The following is a 15903-nucleotide window of genomic DNA, read 5'->3' on the forward strand; positions in this document are numbered from 1 at the left end:
GGCTCCTTAACGGGTAATCATGTCGTCGCGATGCACGGCAACCGGGCCGTACTCGTAACCGAGAATGGCGTCGATTTGCTGCGAGTGATGTCCGGCAATCCGACGCAGCGCGTCGCTGTTGTAGCGGGTAACGCCGTGAGCGATGTCGCGACCGTCGAGAGTACGAATACGGATCACTTCACCACGGGAGAAGTTACCTGTCACGCTTTTAATTCCTTTTGGAAGCAATGAACTTCCTCTTTCCAGAATTGCAGAGACAGCGCCTTCATCCACGGTGATTTCGCCGGCTGGCGGTGCGCCAAAGATCCAGCGTTTGCGGGTTTCGAGTGGTGAAGTCTGGGCGTGGAAACGTGTGCCGACAGCGACCCCTGCCATTACATCGCCAATCACGCCCGGGCGGCTCCCTGCGGCAATAATGGTGTCGATTCCGGCGCGACAGGCGACGTCAGCCGCCTGCAATTTGGTGCCCATTCCGCCAGTGCCGAGGCCAGATACACTGTCACCGGCAATCGAGCGCAGCGCGTCGTCAATGCCGTGTACGTCCTGAATCAGTTCTGCCTGCGGATTGGTGCGCGGGTCAGCGGTGAACAGCCCTTGCTGGTCAGTCAATAGCAGCAGTTTGTCGGCTCCGGCAAGGATTGCCGCCAGTGCAGACAGGTTGTCGTTGTCGCCCACTTTAATTTCAGCGGTAGCGACGGCGTCATTCTCGTTGATAACCGGCACGATGTGGTTATCGAGCAGCGCACGCAGCGTGTCACGGGCATTGAGGAAACGCTCTCTGTCTTCCATGTCCGCACGGGTCAGTAACATCTGTCCGACGTGAATTCCGTAAATCGAGAAAAGCTGTTCCCAGAGCTGAATCAGACGGCTTTGGCCGACTGCGGCCAGCAGCTGTTTAGAGGCGATTGTGGCAGGCAGTTCCGGGTAGCCGAGGTGTTCACGCCCGGCGGCAATCGCCCCTGACGTTACAATCACAATCCGATGTCCTGCGGCATGCAGCTGCGCGCACTGGCGCACTAATTCCACGATATGGGCGCGATTAAGGCGGCGCGACCCCCCGGTTAAAACACTGGTACCCAGTTTGATGACCAGCGTCTGGCTGTCACTCATAATTCTCTGCCATTCAATGTGTACGAAAAGGACGTTGTAACAGGACTCAGGCCGCTTGCCAACTCCCTGAGCGGGTTGCAGGGCACTTTGTTGCGCGGGATCAGGAAGCGTAGCGGCAGATAATGGCACTTTTATGACAGAAACACTCAAACACAATTATTTAAAACTATTCTTACTTTGTCATAAAACTTTCATTTCCCCGCGTTACAACCCTTTCTGTTTTTTAAATCGGGCGAGTTCCCAAATTTAAGCGCGTATATTAATCAGGGTTAAAAATGAAAAAGACCACACTGGCATTGATGGTACTGGGCGTAATGTCTTCCACAGCAGCACAGGCCGCAGAAATTTATAATAAAGACGGTAATAAACTGGATCTTTATGGTCGCGTTAAAGCTGAACATTATATGAGTGACAACGACGCGGTAGACGGCGATCAGTCTTATATTCGTTTAGGCTTTAAAGGTCAGACTCAAATTAACGACCAACTGACCGGTTTTGGCCAGTGGGAATATCAGGTTGCGGCGAACAAAGTGGAAGGCGATCCGGCAACCACCAAAACGCGTCTGGCCTTTGCGGGTCTGAAAGCCGGTGATATCGGTTCTTTCGACTACGGCCGTAACTACGGCGTTCTGTATAACGTCGCGGCGTATACCGATATGATCCCAGAGTTCGGTGATGACTCCTTCGTCAAAACCGATAACTTCATGACCGGTCGTGCGAATGGCCTGGCGACCTATCGCAACAACAACTTCTTCGGTCTGGTTGATGGCCTGAAACTGGCTCTGCAGTACCAGGGAAAGAACGAGAACGATGGCCGGGCTGCCAGCAAAGCTAACGGTGACGGCTTCGGTACGTCCCTGAGCTATGACTTCGGCGATTCCGGTTTCACCCTCGGTGCCGCCTACTCTAACTCCAACCGTACCCTGACTCAGCAGGACAGCACCTTCGGTAAAGGTACCGACGCTGAAGCCTGGACCACCGGCTTTAAATACGACGCCAACAGCGTGTACCTGGCAGCTATTTATGCCGAAACGCGCAACATGACCCCAATTTCCGGCACCGCGTCAATCGGCGGCGTGGATACGAAAGTCAGCGGCTTCGCGAATAAAAACCAGGCATTAGAACTCGTCGCACAATATCAGTTCGATTTCGGTCTGCGCCCCTCCATTGGTTATATCCAGTCTAAAGGTAAGGATATTGAAGGCGTAGGCGATGCGGATCTGGTGAAATATATCGACGTGGCGGCCACCTATTACTTCAACAAAAACATGTCAGCGTTTGTTGATTATAAAATCAACCAACTGAGCGATGATAATAAACTCGCGCTGAATAACGACGACGTGGTTGCGCTGGGTCTGGTGTACCAGTTCTAATCTTCCCAAATTAAAAGGCCCCTTCAACAGTGAGGGGCCTTTTTTATTTCTTCTGCGAAATGACTTATGCCGACAATCTTACCGGCTGTTCCACATCTTCTGCAGGCTCGAGCGCCAGGTCGAACGTTTTCAGCAAGTCGCGAGCTCGGGCGTGGAAATCACGCAGAGTCTGTTCCAGCCTGTCGGTAACTTCAGTGTCTTTGATGGCCGTTGCCTGCCAGTTGCCGTGTTTATCGAACAGGCCAAACTGATAGCTATAAGTGAAACGCTTTTCCTGCGCTTCCATTTCCAGCCACCAGCCCCAAAACTCACGGACTTCCGGGGCCGGTTTGACATTGACGCATACGGCCAGGCAATCGAAAAAGAAGCGATTATCCTCACACTGCTCTGCCCGAATGTACGGGCCAAGGGCAGTGAATTTCTTGATCAGTTTACTCTTCGGGTGTCCACTCGGTAACGTCATTGCTGTCTCCTTTAGTGATGCAACTGTTTTACCAAATCAATAGAATTTAGCAATCTATTAACCAATTCTATGATTGATCCAGGTGGCAATTTCTTTCAATGCTTTGTCAAAATTGCGATAAACCGGTTTAAACGGGATCTGCATCAACTTGCCATCGGCAGATGACGAGGTGATTAAACGCGATTCTTCTTCCGGACTGAACGGGTCGTTTTGCCAGTAGCCTGACAGCATTGGCGTTGGGCATCGACGGCCCAGTAACCCCTGCGTTTTCAGGGAGTAACGATTGAGCTCTACGCGCAGCGCATCGTCGGAGGCATCGTGCATACCCAACCGCGAGGCCAGCACATCGAGATACATTTCTGGTACATTTTCCTGGCGCTGCGGGTCACTGAGCAGGTGATGGACCACCGGTCCGAGACAGGCCACCGCTTTCAGACGGGGTGATTCCAGATACGCCAGGCGCACCGCCACGTTGGCCCCGAAGCGGAAACCAAATGCCGCCACGCGGGTATGATCGACCCAGGGAATATTCGGCAGCGATTTCAGAACCTGTTGGTGCAGGAAGCTGGAATCCTGGGTCAGCTTCCATTTGGACGAGAAGCCTATCGACGGCATGTCCAGCGTCAGCATCGCAATCCCCAGCGGCGCTAAGTATTTGTCAAACAGGCTGTAGTTGTCGCTTTGCAGCGCATCCAGCCCGCCGCACATCAGCACCGTCGGGAACGGGCCTTCGCCTGGTGGCATGTGCAGGAATCCCGTTACCGGAGAACCGCCGGGGATCTTAAACTCCAGCTCACGCAGAGAGCCCGGCAAACGCTGGGCGGCTTCTTCATAGGCCCGATTCGCCAGTGCCTGCGCCTGTTCAGCGAGGTCATCGCCTTTCAGATGCGGGTAAGCGGCGATGCTGTAGAGATTAGAGGCGTGCAGCCAATGGCGGCCGCTCAGCGCATCGTCCGGCTCCTGACACGCTTTCTGCTGCCAGAGCATCGCTTGCTTCGACCATTCGTAAATCCAGTTACCGCCGCGATAGCCGACCACGGTGTCATACAGGTCATCGTCGGTACGCTCTGACGGACTCATCACAATGCGCGCCTGCACGTCGAGAATTTCCTGCGGCAAGACGCCACGCCAGATCCACATCAGGCGGTTCACCATCCGGTACCAGTGAGGAACATTTTTCCCGTCCAGCGCGGATTGCACCGCAGAATCGGCGCCATGATGGAAGCGACGCACCAGCGTCGAGGTTTCAGGGTGCTTGAAACGCGGTTTAAAGAGGACTTCGCTGAGATTGGCTTCTGGCATCGCATAGACTCCATGAACACGACATGACTTCTATTGTACCTCGCCGGGCGCTAAAAAGAACAACGCCCGGTTAACCGGGCGTTGAAAAAACAATAAACAGAATATCCGCGAGTTTCAGTTCACAGGAAGGCGGCAAGATTATGTGCCCCCAACAGCTTACTCATGTAAGTGACTGGGGTGAATAATCGCAGGCAACGCCCTGTGGGCTGAAAAGCGAAGGATATTTAACGGCTGGAGATTGGTGGGATAAACGCCACGCCCATATCCCAAGGCTGTTCAATCCAGGTATCCTGCGGAATATCAATCACGTAGTCATCAACCAGCGGCTGACCAGCCGGCTTGGCGAAGATAGTGACGAAATGCGCTTTCGGGTACATTTCACGGATAGCCACTGCGGTGCCGCCGGTATCGACCAGATCGTCAATCACGATAAAGCCTTCGCCATCGCCTTCCGCACGTTTGAGGACTTTCAGCTCACGCTGGTTGTCGTGGTCGTAGCTGGAAATGCAGACGGTGTCCACATGACGAATACCCAGTTCACGGGCCAGCAGAGCGCCTGGTACCAGACCTCCACGACTAACGGCAATAATGCCTTTCCACTGTTCGGAGGGCATCAGGCGCGCGGCCAGTTTGCGTGCATGAATCTGCAACATGTCCCAGGTAACGATGTATTTTTCGCTCATGTGATTGTATCCCAGCCTATAAATCGGCTTAAAAAATGTTCGGGGTGATTCCAGGTTGCGCGAGATTATAGAGATCTGACGCACTAAAAACCAGTGTTTAACGGCCTCGCCGGGAGTTTTTACTCGCTACGTACTACCAGAGAAGGCAGAAAGTGGTATTCTCAACGGCATCTCGCAAGTCAGGTCACATGCCTGTTTGTCATTGCTAACCCATTACCTGTAAGCCACTTTTGCAGGAAGCCGTAAGGAGACTTACCGTGTCTGAACTGTCTCAATTATCCCCTCAACCACTGTGGGATATTTTTGCCAAAATCTGCTCCATTCCGCACCCTTCTTATCATGAAGAACAGCTCGCCGAACACATCATGGGCTGGGCGAAGGAAAAAGGTCTGCACGCAGAACGCGATCAGGTAGGTAATATCCTGATTCGTAAACCTGCCACGGCGGGCATGGAAAACCGTAAAGCGGTTGTGATGCAGGCGCACCTCGATATGGTGCCGCAGAAAAACAACGACACCGTGCATGACTTCACCAAAGATCCGATTCAGCCGTACATCGACGGCGAGTGGATTAAAGCGCGCGGCACCACGCTGGGCGCGGATAACGGTATCGGTATGGCGTCTGCGTTGGCCGTTCTGGCGGATGACAGCGTTGAACATGGCCCGCTGGAAGTGCTGCTGACCATGACTGAAGAAGCAGGCATGGATGGCGCCTTTGGCCTTCAGGCTAACTGGCTGCAGGCAGATATCCTGATCAACACCGACTCCGAAGAAGAAGGTGAGATCTACATGGGTTGCGCGGGTGGTATCGATTTCATCACTACCCTGCCGCTAACTCGTGAAGCGATCCCTGCTGGCTTCCAAAGCTTTAAGCTGACGCTGAAAGGTCTGAAAGGCGGCCACTCCGGCGGCGATATCCACCTGGGTCTCGGCAACGCCAACAAACTGCTGGCACGCTTCCTGGCAGGACATGCGGCTGAACTGGACCTGCGTCTGGTTGATTTCAACGGCGGCACCCTGCGTAACGCTATCCCGCGTGAAGCCTTCGCAACCGTAGCCGTTCCGGCTGACAAAGCGCAGACCCTGAAAGCGCTGGCCGATGAGTTCATGGCGATTCTGAAAAACGAACTGGCTGCAAAAGAGAAGAACCTGACCGTGGTTCTGGAAGCGGTCACTGCGGACAAAAACGCCCTGAGCGAAAAATCCCGCGACAGCTTCATTCAGTTGCTGAATGCGACACCGAACGGCGTTATCCGTAACTCCGACGTGGCGAAAGGCGTGGTTGAAACGTCCCTGAACGTGGGCGTGGTCTCCATGCACGACGACAACGTGGAAATCATCTGTCTGATTCGTTCCCTGATTGACAGCGGCAAAGACTACGTGGTCAGCATGCTGGAATCTCTGGGTAAAATGGCCAGCGCACAGACGGCACCGAAAGGCGGCTACCCAGGCTGGCAGCCAGATGCAAACTCTCCGGTTATGCACCTGGTGCGTGAAACCTATCAGCGTCTGTTCGACAAAACGCCTAACATCCAGGTTATCCACGCGGGTCTGGAATGTGGTCTGTTCAAAAAGCCGTACCCGAACATGGACATGGTTTCTATTGGGCCGACCATCACCGGGCCACACTCCCCGGATGAGCAAGTTCACATTGAAAGCGTGGGCCAGTACTGGATCCTGCTGACTGAGCTGCTGAAAGCGATTCCAGCGAAGTAAGTCTGATATTGCCCGATGGCGCTGACGCTTATCGGGCCTACAAAATCTGTAGGTCCGTGCAAGCGTCGCGCCGCCGGGCAAATACCCCGCCTACAATCCCAGAACCAGCTGCCGCTCAAGCTGCGGATCCAGCAGCGTAACGTGCAGGCCCACCAGCCGGACGCCCCTTTCACCGCGCCGCTCATGCCAGGTTTTATACGCCGTGGCAATCAAATCATCCTGATTCAACTTCGGCCAGACGTGCTCCTGCGTCGTCTGCTGGAAATCATTAAACTTGAGTTTTACCCCCTGACGCGCAATCAGCAGGTCAGGTTTCACCTTCGCCAGCCGACGCTCCAGTTCAGGGTAAAGCTGACCGGTGATTATCGCCTCGCAGTCGGCCCATTCATGAATGTCCTCGGCCAGCGTGCGCTCCACGCCTATCGATTTGCGCAGACGCTCACTGTTGACGTCGCGCTCATCAATACCGTTGCTGCGCTCCCATAACACCCGACCAAATTTGCCAAAGCGCTTAAGCAGGGTCGCCAGGTCGGCGTGCTGCACGTCCTCACAGGTGCGCAGCCCCATGCCTTCGAGTTTCGATGCTGAGACTTTCCCAACCCCGGGAATTTTGGCGAGAGAGAGCGTTTTGAGAAATGCAGGCACTTCATCAGGCGTAATCACATACTGGCCGTTGGGCTTGTTGAGGTCCGAGGCGATTTTGGCGAGAAACTTTACCGGGGCGACACCCGCCGAGGCGGTGAGATTCAGCTCACGATGAATGGTCTGGCGGATTTCCTGCGCCATCAGCGTGGCCGACCCCTGACAGTGCAGGCTATCGGTGACGTCGAGGTACGCTTCATCGAGAGAAAGCGGTTCAATCAGTGAAGTGTATCGCGAGAAAATCTCACGAATATGCACCGAAGCTTCTTTGTAGGCATCAAAGCGACCGGGCAACAGCGTCAGGTGCGGGCAGAGTTTGAGTGCCATTCCGGTTGGCATTGCGCTGCGTACGCCAAAGGTACGCGCGGGATAGTTAGCGGTGCTTATCACGCCGCGGCGTTCACGGCTGCCGCCAATGGCGATGGGAATATCGCGCAGGGCTGGATTATCCCGCATCTCTACCGCGGCAAAAAAGCAGTCCATATCGACATGGATAATTTTGCGCATACTCAGCCCTCACCAATCACTGGTTAAGTATACAGTAAATTTATCAGGAATGAGAAGAGTGGGGTTTTGTAGGCCAGGTAAGCAAAGCGCCACCCGGCCTATTTTTTCCCGGCGGCGCTGCGTCTGCCGGGCCTACTGCACGGACTAAAGGATGCGGTTTTGCTGGCGCTGGGCCTCGCGGGCGAGACGTTTTTTACGCGCGTCACACGGCTCAGGGCAATCGCAGACTTTCTCCAGCCCCAGCGACGAGATACCGCCACAACTGCCCTGAATGCTTTTACGCTTCACCAGATAGCCGAGCGACATGCCGAGGACCACCAGCAGGAACACGGCAAACGTTGCCAGAAATACCGTTAACATCATTAGCCTCCAAAATCATCAAGCATGATGTTTTCATCTTCCACGCCCAGATCTTTCAGCATGCGGATAACCGCCGCGTTCATCACCGGAGGCCCACACATGTAGAACTCACAGTCTTCCGGCGCTGCATGATGCTTGAGGTAGTTCTCATACAGCACGTTGTGGATGAACCCGGTGTGCCCCGTCCAGTTATCTTCCGGCTGCGGATCGGAAAGCGCCACGTGGAAGGTAAAGTTCGGGTTTTCCCGCGCCAGCTGCTCAAACTCATCGTCGTAGAACATTTCGCGCAGTGAACGCGCCCCGTACCAGAAGCTGATTTTACGCTTGCTGCTAAGCCGCTTGAGCTGATCGAAGATGTGCGAACGCATTGGCGCCATACCCGCACCACCGCCGATAAACACCATTTCCGCGCCGGTGTCTTTGGCGAAGAACTCACCAAACGGCCCGGAAATCGTCACTTTATCACCCGCTTTCAGCGACCAGATATAAGAGGACATGATGCCCGGCGGCACGTCCGGCGCAGAAGGCGGCGGCGTGGCGATACGGACGTTGAGCATAATAATGCCCTTCTCGTCGGGGTAGTTCGCCATGGAATACGCACGCAGCGTCGGCTCGTTCACTTCAGAAACGTAGCGGAACAGATTGAATTTGTCCCAGTCGCCGCGATACTCATCCGGCACGTCAAAATCGGCATACGCCACTTTGTGCGACGGACATTCAATCTGAATGTAGCCGCCCGCGCGGAACGGCACGCTTTCGCCTTCAGGGATCGCCAGCTTCAGCTCTTTGATGAAAGTCGCTTTGTTATCGTTGGAGATAACCTCGCACTCCCATTTTTTCACCCCGAAGATTTCTTCCGGCAGTTCGATTTTCATGTCCTGACGAACGGCAACCTGGCACGCCAGGCGACAACCCTCTTTCGCTTCACGCTTGCTGATGTGCGAAAGCTCAGTCGGCAGAATATCGCCGCCGCCCTCTTTCACCGTTACCCGGCACTGGCCGCAGGAGCCACCGCCGCCGCAGGCTGAAGAGACAAATATGCCGTTGTTGGACAGCGTATTCAGCAGCTTATCGCCAGCGGGTGTGCGGATTTGTTTGTCAGCTTCGTTATTGATCTCGATGACCACATCGCCGGAGTTCACCAGCTTCGCGCGCGCCGCCAGGATAAGCAACGACAGCACCAGCACAATCAGCGTGAACATCACTACGCCAAGAATAATTTCCATTACTTACGCCCTTATAGCTGCACGCCGGAGAATGACATAAAGCCCAGCGCCATCAGTCCGGTGGTGATAAAGGTTATCCCTAAGCCGCGCAGTCCTGCGGGCACGTTGGCGTATTTCATCTTCTCGCGAATACCGGCCATCGCGACGATCGCCAGCATCCAGCCGATGCCGGAGCCGAAACCGTAGACGATAGATTCAGGGAAGTTATAGTCGCGCTGCACCATGAACGAGACACCGCCGAAGATCGCACAGTTCACGGCGATAAGCGGCAGGAAGATCCCCAGCGCGTTGTACAGCGACGGGAAATACTTATCGAGGATCATCTCGAGGATCTGCACCAGCGCCGCAATGACCCCGATAAAGGTGATGAAGTTGAGGAAGCTAAGATCAACACCTTCCACCAGCGCACCGTCGCGCAGAACCAGGTTGTAGATTAGGTTGTTCACCGGCACGGAAATGCCAAGAACGACGGTAACCGCCACGCCCAGGCCAAACGCCGTAGAGACTTTCTTCGACACCGCAAGGAACGTACACATGCCGAGGAAGAAGGCCAGCGCCATGTTCTCAACGAACACTGCGCGGACAAAAAGACTAATGTAATGAGCCATAATCGGTTACTCCTTCTCCTGCTGTTCCGGCTTCCAGCTGCGCAGCGCCCAGATAAGCAGACCGATAATGAAAAATGCGCTTGGTGCGAGCAGGAACAAGCCATTTGGCTGATACCAGCCGCCGTTCTGCACGGTTTGCAGCACGGTAATACCGAACAGCTTGCCGCTGCCGATAAGCTCACGCAGGAAACCGACGATCATCAGGATGGCGCCGTAACCAAGCCCGTTTCCGATGCCGTCCATGAAGCTCGCCAGCGGCGGCGATTTCATGGCGTACGCTTCGGCGCGGCCCATCACGATACAGTTGGTGATGATGAGGCCCACGAACACCGACAGCTGCTTGGAGACTTCATACGCATAGGCGCGCAGCAGCTGATCGACCACAATAACCAGCGAGGCGATAATCGCCATTTGCACAATGATGCGCACGCTGTTCGGGATGTGGTGGCGGATCATCGAGATAAACATGCTGGAAAACGCCGTTACCATCGTCACCGCGAGCGTCATCACGAATGCGGTTTCCAGTTTGGTGGTCACCGCCAGCGCCGAGCAGACGCCCAGGACCTGCAACGCTATCGGGTTGTTGGCGATAACCGGCCCCACCAGCACCCGTTTTACTTCTTTCATATCACCGAGCTCAGCCATTATTCAGGCCTCCTTCACGCATCTGTTTCAGGAACGGGCCAAAGCCCTGCTCGCCCATCCAGAAATCAAAACTGTGCTGGACGCCGTTTGACGTCAGCGTGGCGCCGGAAAGTCCGTCCACCGCATATTCGTCCCCCTGACGTGCACCGCCCTTCACCACTTTCAGAGCTGGCATGCCGTCATCATTCAGCACTTTTTTGCCGATGAACTGCTGACGCCAGTTCGGATTTTCGACTTCACCGCCGAGGCCCGGGGTTTCACCTTGATCATACCAGGTGATGCCTTTCACGGTGCGTCCGTCGGTGTCGAGGGCCACAAAGGCGTACATCATCGACCACAGCCCGTTGCCGTAAATTGGCAGAACGACTTCCTGAATTTTTTTCTGCTCGTCTTTCACCAGGTAGATTTCAACCACATTGCTGCGGCGTTTGATACCCGCCGGATCTTCACTGGAATCCAGTTGCGTGCTCTGCGCCGGATCTTTCAAAGCCAGCCCCTGGTTAAACGAGGCCGGATCTTTGTCGAGCAGCGTGCCGCTTTTCAAATCCAGTAAACGCGGGGTAATACGTTCCGCAAAAATGGAGGCCACTTCATCCTGCTTCATTTCCGGCTGTATCAGCCCGGCGACCGCCAGAATGTTGCGCTGTTTATCCAGCGCGCGCTGTTCTTGCTGGCGAGGCTTCAGCCCCACCGCTGAGCCGGCTACGATAATCGAGCAGACCAGGCAAAGCACCAGCACCACCAGCAGCGTTTTGCCGATGCTATCGTTACTTTTCACTTCAGCCACGCGACTTCCTCCGCTTGATATTGGCCTGCACCACCAGGTAATCGAACAGTGGCGCAAAGAGGTTGGCAAACAGAATTGCCAGCATCATCCCTTCCGGATAGGCCGGGTTTACAACGCGGATCAGCACGCACATCGCGCCAATCAGTGCGCCGTAGCACCACTTCCCTTTATCGGTAAACGACGCCGACACCGGGTCGGTCGCCATGAACATCATGCCGAAAGCAAATCCGCCGAGCACCAGATGCCAGTACCACGGCATGGAGAACATCGGATTAGTGGCTGAGCCAATCAGGTTGAAGAGCGTGGAAACGGCAATCATGCCGAGCAACACGCCCGCCACGATGCGCCAGGAGGCAACGCGACCGAAGATAATGATGGCTCCGCCGAGCAGGATCATCAGCGTGGAAACTTCACCGATTGACCCTGGCAATTTGCCGAGGAACGCATCCATCCAGGTGACAGGCTGGCCGCTGGTGAGGTTCATCAGCGCTTCACCGCCGTGGCTCGCCCACTGAGACAGTGGCGTTGCGCCAGAGAAGCCGTCAGCCGCGGTCCATACCAGATCGCCGGAGATTTGCGCCGGATAGGCGAAGAACAGGAAAGCACGCCCCGCCAGCGCCGGGTTAAGGAAGTTACGCCCGGTGCCGCCGAAGATTTCTTTCCCGATAACCACGCCAAAACTGATGCCCAGCGCAGCCTGCCACAGCGGCAGCGACGGCGGAACAATCAGCGCGAACAGAATGGAAGTAACAAAGAAGCCTTCGTTGATTTCATGCTTACGCACAATGGAGAACAGCACTTCCCAGAAGCCGCCGACGATAAACACCGTCATGTAAATCGGCAGGAAAAACACCGCGCCCAGTCCCATCATGCTCAGCCAGCCTGCGTCAGGCGCTAAACTCACGCCGAGCCACTGCGCCACATGGTAATGCCAGTTTCCGGCAATCACCTGTTGCAGTTGTTCCGGGCCATACATTTTGTGCAGCGCCGGAATGGTTTGCAGGCCGACGTTGTACATGCCCCAGAACATCGCCGGGAACACCGCCAGCCAGACCAGAATCATCATACGCTTGAGGTCGATGGCATCGCGGACGTGAGACGCCCCTTTTGTCACCAGACCCGGCGTGTAGAAAATGGTGGCCGCGGCTTCATACAGCGGGTAGTACTTTTCCAGCTTGCCGCCGTGGGTAAAGTGCGGCTCAATTTTTTCCAGCAGATTTTTCAAACCCATCACTTATCCTTCCTGCTCAATGCGGGTTAAGACGTCACGCAACACGGGGCCGTATTCGTATTTTGCCGGGCAAACGTAGGTGCAAAGCGCCAGGTCTTCTTCGTCAAGTTCCAGACAACCCAATGCCTGCGCGCTGTCGGTATCACCGGCGAGCAGGTCGCGCAGCAGGTGCGTCGGCAGAATATCCAGCGGCATGACGCGCTCGTAGTTGCCAATGGGCACCATCGCACGCTCGCCGCCGTTGGTATCGGTCGAGAAATCGAACAGTTTGCGCTTGAGAAAATGGCCGAGCGTGGTGCGGGTTATCGAGAATTTATCTTTGCCCGGCATGACCCAGCCAAAGAGTTCTTTCTCGCGCCCTTCTTTCACCACGCTGACCTGCAAGTGATAGCGGCCGAGGAATGCGTATGGCCCCTGCGCGTGGGTGCCGCTGAGCACCGAACCGGAAATCACACGGTTTTCACCCTCAGCCAGTTCACCGGCCAGCAGTTGGTCGAGGCTTGCGCCGAGCAGCGTTTTCACCAGGCGCGGCGTGTTGACCTGCGGCCCGGCGAGGGAAATCACCCGCTCGCTCCACAGTTCGCCTTCGATAAACAGTTTGCCGATGGCGATGACATCCTGATAGTTCAGGTGCCAGACCTGCTTATTGAGGCTCACCGGTTCGAGGAAATGGATATGCGTGCCTGGCAAACCAGCCGGATGCGGGCCGCTAAATTCGTTGAACGTCACCTGACCCACCGTGTGGCCGCCCAGCTTGCCGCCGCTCGCCTGACAAACGTGAAGTTTTCCGTCTGTGAGACGCGACAATACCGTCAACCCAGCGTTAAAGGCTTCACGGTGTGCAAAGATTACCGGCTGCGGATCGGCCGCCAGCGGATTGGTGTCGATGGCAGTGACGAAAATGGCCACCGGAGCGCTGCCCGGCGCCGGGATTTTACTGAATGGGCGCGTGCGCAGACTGGTCCACAAACCCGATTCCAGCAGCTGCTGTTGGACGGTTTCTCTTCCAAGTGTTGCAAGGTCTGCCACCTCAAACTGCGGGAAGCTGACGGCATCATCGCCGTCAATATCGATAACTACCGATTGCAGCACGCGACGTTCGCCGCGATGAATGGCGCTGATAACGCCACTAGCCGGGGCAGTAAAGCGCACACCGGGGTTCTTTTTATCTTCAAACAGCACTTGCCCTTTGAGAACCCGGGAGCCTTCCTGGACGGCCATAGAGGGGCGCATGCCAATATATTCTTCGCCCAGCACGGCCACGCGCGATACAGCAGCGCTTTCGGCAATGTGCTGTGACGGTGCGCCAGCGATGGGCAAATTAAGCCCTTTTGTGATTTTAATCATGTCGTTAGCAGGTATCCGTAATCGTTACTACTAAACCCAGCGTAGAGAAAAACAAGAAAGGAAAAACCGATGCCAGAGAGTGCTGCTGGCGGCAGTACGATGAGAGTAAAGCATCCTTTCTTAACCTGGTCGTGAAACGCGGCAAGTTTACAGGATGTGAGGTCAGAACGCAGCATTTACGGGGTATACGGGTCGGTATTTGCGAGCGAATGCGCAAAGTTCTGACTGCTATTGCAGCAAAAAGCAGGTATAACGCTAAAGTAATTTGTAAACCCTAATCGCCGGACTTGCGAAAAACTTTGGTGATGCTAATGTGAGCGCACCAATTCGAGACAATTCTGATTTCGGGTTCTATTTCGGGCCTCCCGGCCTGTCTCTACCGTTTTATCAAGGAACATGTAGTATGCGCAAAATCGCATTGTTACTTGCGATGCTGTTGATCCCGTGCGTTTCGTTTGCCGGTTTGCTTAGCAGTAATAGCTCGACCACCCCGGTCAGCAAAGAATATAAACAGCAATTAATGGGATCTCCCGTTTATATCCAGATCTTCAAAGAAGAGCGTACTCTTGATCTTTACGTGAAGATGGGTGAGACGTATCAGCTGCTCGACAGCTACAAAATCTGCAACTATTCCGGTGGCCTGGGTCCGAAACAGCGCCAGGGCGATTTTAAATCTCCGGAAGGTTTCTATAACGTTTCCCGCAGCCAGCTCAAGCCAGATAGCCGTTTCTATAAAGCCATTAATATTGGCTTCCCGAACGACTACGATCGCTCGCATGGCTATGAAGGGAAATACCTGATGATCCACGGTGCCTGCGTGTCGATTGGCTGTTACGCCATGACCGATACCGGCATTGATGAGATTTTCCAGTTCGTGACCGGTGCGCTGGTATTTGGCCAGTCAAGCGTGCAGGTCAGCATCTATCCGTTCCGCATGACCGACGCGAACATGGAACGCCACAAGTTCTCTTATTACAAAGACTTCTGGTCGCAGCTGAAGCCGGGCTATGACTACTTCGAGCAGACTCACAAGCCGCCGATGGTGACGGTACAGAGTGGTCGCTACGTAGTCAGCAAGCCGTTGAGCCACGAGATTCGCTCGCAGCTGGCGTCAAACTACACGGTCTCCGAGACAAAATAACGCCCACTCGCCTGGCATAATCTTGTGCCAGGTTTCATTGCCGGTCAGCGGCTGTGTGGCAATCACGGTGACCACATCGTTCGGTGTGGTCTCTCGCTGAAAATCAATTTCCACATCCTGATCCAGTAACGTTGCCACGCCAAACGGCGCACGGCGTGTTATCCAGTACAGATTGGTCGAGCAAAACGCCATCACATAGCGTCCGTCCGACAACAGCATGTTAAACACCCCTTTTTCCCGCAGCTCAGACGCCAATGACGCGATGTACTTAAACACCCCGTTCATATTGCCGGGCGTGCGCGGATAGCGGCTGGTCAGTTTGTGCAGCAGCCAGCAAAAGGCTTTTTCGCTGTCGGTTTCACCTACCGGGCGGAACTGTCCGGTCTCAAGGGATTTATAGCCCGTGAGCTGGCCGTTATGGGCATAAGTCCAGTTGCGACCCCACAGTTCGCGGGTAAACGGATGGGTGTTTTCGAGCGCCACTTCACCGCGGTTAGCCTGGCGAATATGGGCAATCACTGAACAGGATTTGATCGGATAATCCTGCACCAGTTTGGCGATGGGCGACTGAAAGCTCGGTTGCGGATCTTTGAATGTGCGACAGCCTTTGCCTTCATAGAAGGTAATGCCCCAGCCATCTTTATGCGGCCCGGTGCCGCCCCCGCGCTGAACCAGCCCGGTAAAACTAAAGCAGATATCGGTTGGCACATTGGCGCTCATCCCGAGCAGTTCGCACATAATTCACCTCACACATAAAACGGGA

The 15903-nt window shown here is 54.9% G+C and carries 16 protein-coding genes; 3 read left to right on the plus strand and 13 right to left on the minus strand.

The features are described 5' to 3' along the window. Positions 1 to 6: 6 nt before the first annotated feature. Positions 7 to 1110, minus strand: coding sequence for a glutamate 5-kinase (proB, locus tag MUU47_RS23115; RefSeq protein ID WP_258990501.1), 1104 nt, complete (start codon positions 1108 to 1110; stop codon positions 7 to 9). Positions 1111 to 1385: 275 nt separating this feature from the next. Here proB and MUU47_RS23120 point away from each other — a divergent pair, with 275 nt between their 5' ends. Continuing rightward, positions 1386 to 2483 (plus strand): porin, encoded by a 1098-nt coding sequence (locus MUU47_RS23120; RefSeq protein ID WP_258990503.1) that lies wholly within the window; start codon positions 1386 to 1388, stop codon positions 2481 to 2483. 64 nt (positions 2484 to 2547) lie between these two features. Here MUU47_RS23120 and crl read toward each other — a convergent pair whose 3' ends face one another. The 3 genes from crl to gpt form a co-directional block, all read right to left on the minus strand. Next, the gene (crl, locus tag MUU47_RS23125) at positions 2548 to 2946 is read right to left on the minus strand and encodes a sigma factor-binding protein Crl (protein ID WP_110511587.1); all 399 of its coding nucleotides are present in this window, start codon (positions 2944 to 2946) and stop codon (positions 2548 to 2550) included. A 57-nt stretch (positions 2947 to 3003) separates the two neighbouring features. Then, positions 3004 to 4248 carry an esterase FrsA gene (gene frsA, locus MUU47_RS23130; protein WP_258990504.1) on the minus strand — a complete coding sequence of 415 codons (1245 nt, stop codon included), beginning with the start codon at positions 4246 to 4248 and terminating at the stop codon, positions 3004 to 3006. Between the two features lie 224 nt (positions 4249 to 4472). After that, positions 4473 to 4931, minus strand: coding sequence for a xanthine phosphoribosyltransferase (gene gpt / locus MUU47_RS23135; protein ID WP_159752203.1), 459 nt, complete (start codon positions 4929 to 4931; stop codon positions 4473 to 4475). A 257-nt stretch (positions 4932 to 5188) separates the two neighbouring features. Between gpt and pepD the strand changes: the two genes are divergently transcribed. Beyond that, on the plus strand, positions 5189 to 6646 hold the full coding sequence (gene pepD / locus MUU47_RS23140) for a cytosol nonspecific dipeptidase (protein WP_258990505.1): 1458 nt from the start codon (positions 5189 to 5191) through the stop codon (positions 6644 to 6646). A 90-nt stretch (positions 6647 to 6736) separates the two neighbouring features. Here the strand turns inward: pepD and dinB are convergent, their stop codons facing one another. The 8 genes from dinB to MUU47_RS23180 form a co-directional block, all read right to left on the minus strand. After that, entirely contained in the window at positions 6737 to 7795 is a 1059-nt protein-coding gene (dinB, locus tag MUU47_RS23145) for a DNA polymerase IV (protein ID WP_159775968.1), read from the minus strand. Between the two features lie 144 nt (positions 7796 to 7939). Further along, positions 7940 to 8155 (minus strand): (Na+)-NQR maturation NqrM, encoded by a 216-nt coding sequence (gene nqrM, locus MUU47_RS23150; protein WP_185153721.1) that lies wholly within the window; start codon positions 8153 to 8155, stop codon positions 7940 to 7942. 2 nt (positions 8156 to 8157) lie between these two features. Next, positions 8158 to 9381, minus strand: coding sequence for an NADH:ubiquinone reductase (Na(+)-transporting) subunit F (gene nqrF, locus MUU47_RS23155; RefSeq protein WP_258990506.1), 1224 nt, complete (start codon positions 9379 to 9381; stop codon positions 8158 to 8160). Between the two features lie 11 nt (positions 9382 to 9392). After that, positions 9393 to 9989, minus strand: a complete 597-nt coding sequence (nqrE, locus tag MUU47_RS23160) for an NADH:ubiquinone reductase (Na(+)-transporting) subunit E (RefSeq protein WP_110511594.1) — start codon at positions 9987 to 9989, stop codon at positions 9393 to 9395. A 6-nt stretch (positions 9990 to 9995) separates the two neighbouring features. Continuing rightward, the gene (locus MUU47_RS23165; RefSeq protein WP_110511595.1) at positions 9996 to 10634 is read right to left on the minus strand and encodes an NADH:ubiquinone reductase (Na(+)-transporting) subunit D; all 639 of its coding nucleotides are present in this window, start codon (positions 10632 to 10634) and stop codon (positions 9996 to 9998) included. After that, positions 10627 to 11421: a Na(+)-translocating NADH-quinone reductase subunit C gene (locus MUU47_RS23170; RefSeq protein WP_258990507.1), complete on the minus strand. Its 795-nt coding sequence runs from the start codon at positions 11419 to 11421 to the stop codon at positions 10627 to 10629. The genes MUU47_RS23165 and MUU47_RS23170 overlap by 8 nt, the downstream gene beginning before the upstream one ends. Next, positions 11414 to 12652, minus strand: a complete 1239-nt coding sequence (locus MUU47_RS23175; RefSeq protein ID WP_258990604.1) for an NADH:ubiquinone reductase (Na(+)-transporting) subunit B — start codon at positions 12650 to 12652, stop codon at positions 11414 to 11416. The genes MUU47_RS23170 and MUU47_RS23175 overlap by 8 nt, the downstream gene beginning before the upstream one ends. A 3-nt stretch (positions 12653 to 12655) precedes the next feature. Beyond that, positions 12656 to 13999: a Na(+)-translocating NADH-quinone reductase subunit A gene (locus MUU47_RS23180; RefSeq protein WP_258990508.1), complete on the minus strand. Its 1344-nt coding sequence runs from the start codon at positions 13997 to 13999 to the stop codon at positions 12656 to 12658. A gap of 403 nt (positions 14000 to 14402) precedes the next feature. On the opposite strand from MUU47_RS23180, the gene dpaA reads away from it, so the two are divergent. Next, entirely contained in the window at positions 14403 to 15140 is a 738-nt protein-coding gene (gene dpaA, locus MUU47_RS23185) for a peptidoglycan meso-diaminopimelic acid protein amidase (RefSeq protein ID WP_125355807.1), read from the plus strand. On the opposite strand, the gene MUU47_RS23190 is transcribed toward dpaA, so the two are convergent. After that, positions 15111 to 15878: a class II glutamine amidotransferase gene (locus MUU47_RS23190; RefSeq protein ID WP_159775957.1), complete on the minus strand. Its 768-nt coding sequence runs from the start codon at positions 15876 to 15878 to the stop codon at positions 15111 to 15113. The genes dpaA and MUU47_RS23190 overlap by 30 nt on opposite strands. Between the last annotated feature and the right edge of the window lie 25 nt (positions 15879 to 15903).

The sequence above is a fragment of the Scandinavium hiltneri genome (genome assembly GCF_024764835.1).
Classification (GTDB): Bacteria; Pseudomonadota; Gammaproteobacteria; order Enterobacterales; family Enterobacteriaceae; genus Scandinavium; species Scandinavium hiltneri.

Coding starts and splice junctions, on each gene's coding strand:
- MUU47_RS23165 (WP_110511595.1), bottom strand. CDS start 10,634: ATGGCTGAGCTCGGTGATATGAAAGAAGTAAAACGGGTGCTGGTGGGG.
- MUU47_RS23175 (WP_258990604.1), bottom strand. CDS start 12,652: ATGGGTTTGAAAAATCTGCTGGAAAAAATTGAGCCGCACTTTACCCAC.
- nqrE (WP_110511594.1), bottom strand. CDS start 9,989: ATGGCTCATTACATTAGTCTTTTTGTCCGCGCAGTGTTCGTTGAGAAC.
- gpt (WP_159752203.1), bottom strand. CDS start 4,931: ATGAGCGAAAAATACATCGTTACCTGGGACATGTTGCAGATTCATGCA.
- proB (WP_258990501.1), bottom strand. CDS start 1,110: ATGAGTGACAGCCAGACGCTGGTCATCAAACTGGGTACCAGTGTTTTA.
- MUU47_RS23120 (WP_258990503.1), top strand. CDS start 1,386: ATGAAAAAGACCACACTGGCATTGATGGTACTGGGCGTAATGTCTTCC.
- MUU47_RS23180 (WP_258990508.1), bottom strand. CDS start 13,999: ATGATTAAAATCACAAAAGGGCTTAATTTGCCCATCGCTGGCGCACCG.
- nqrM (WP_185153721.1), bottom strand. CDS start 8,155: ATGTTAACGGTATTTCTGGCAACGTTTGCCGTGTTCCTGCTGGTGGTC.
- frsA (WP_258990504.1), bottom strand. CDS start 4,248: ATGCCAGAAGCCAATCTCAGCGAAGTCCTCTTTAAACCGCGTTTCAAG.
- MUU47_RS23190 (WP_159775957.1), bottom strand. CDS start 15,878: ATGTGCGAACTGCTCGGGATGAGCGCCAATGTGCCAACCGATATCTGC.
- crl (WP_110511587.1), bottom strand. CDS start 2,946: ATGACGTTACCGAGTGGACACCCGAAGAGTAAACTGATCAAGAAATTC.
- dinB (WP_159775968.1), bottom strand. CDS start 7,795: ATGCGCAAAATTATCCATGTCGATATGGACTGCTTTTTTGCCGCGGTA.
- nqrF (WP_258990506.1), bottom strand. CDS start 9,381: ATGGAAATTATTCTTGGCGTAGTGATGTTCACGCTGATTGTGCTGGTG.
- dpaA (WP_125355807.1), top strand. CDS start 14,403: ATGCGCAAAATCGCATTGTTACTTGCGATGCTGTTGATCCCGTGCGTT.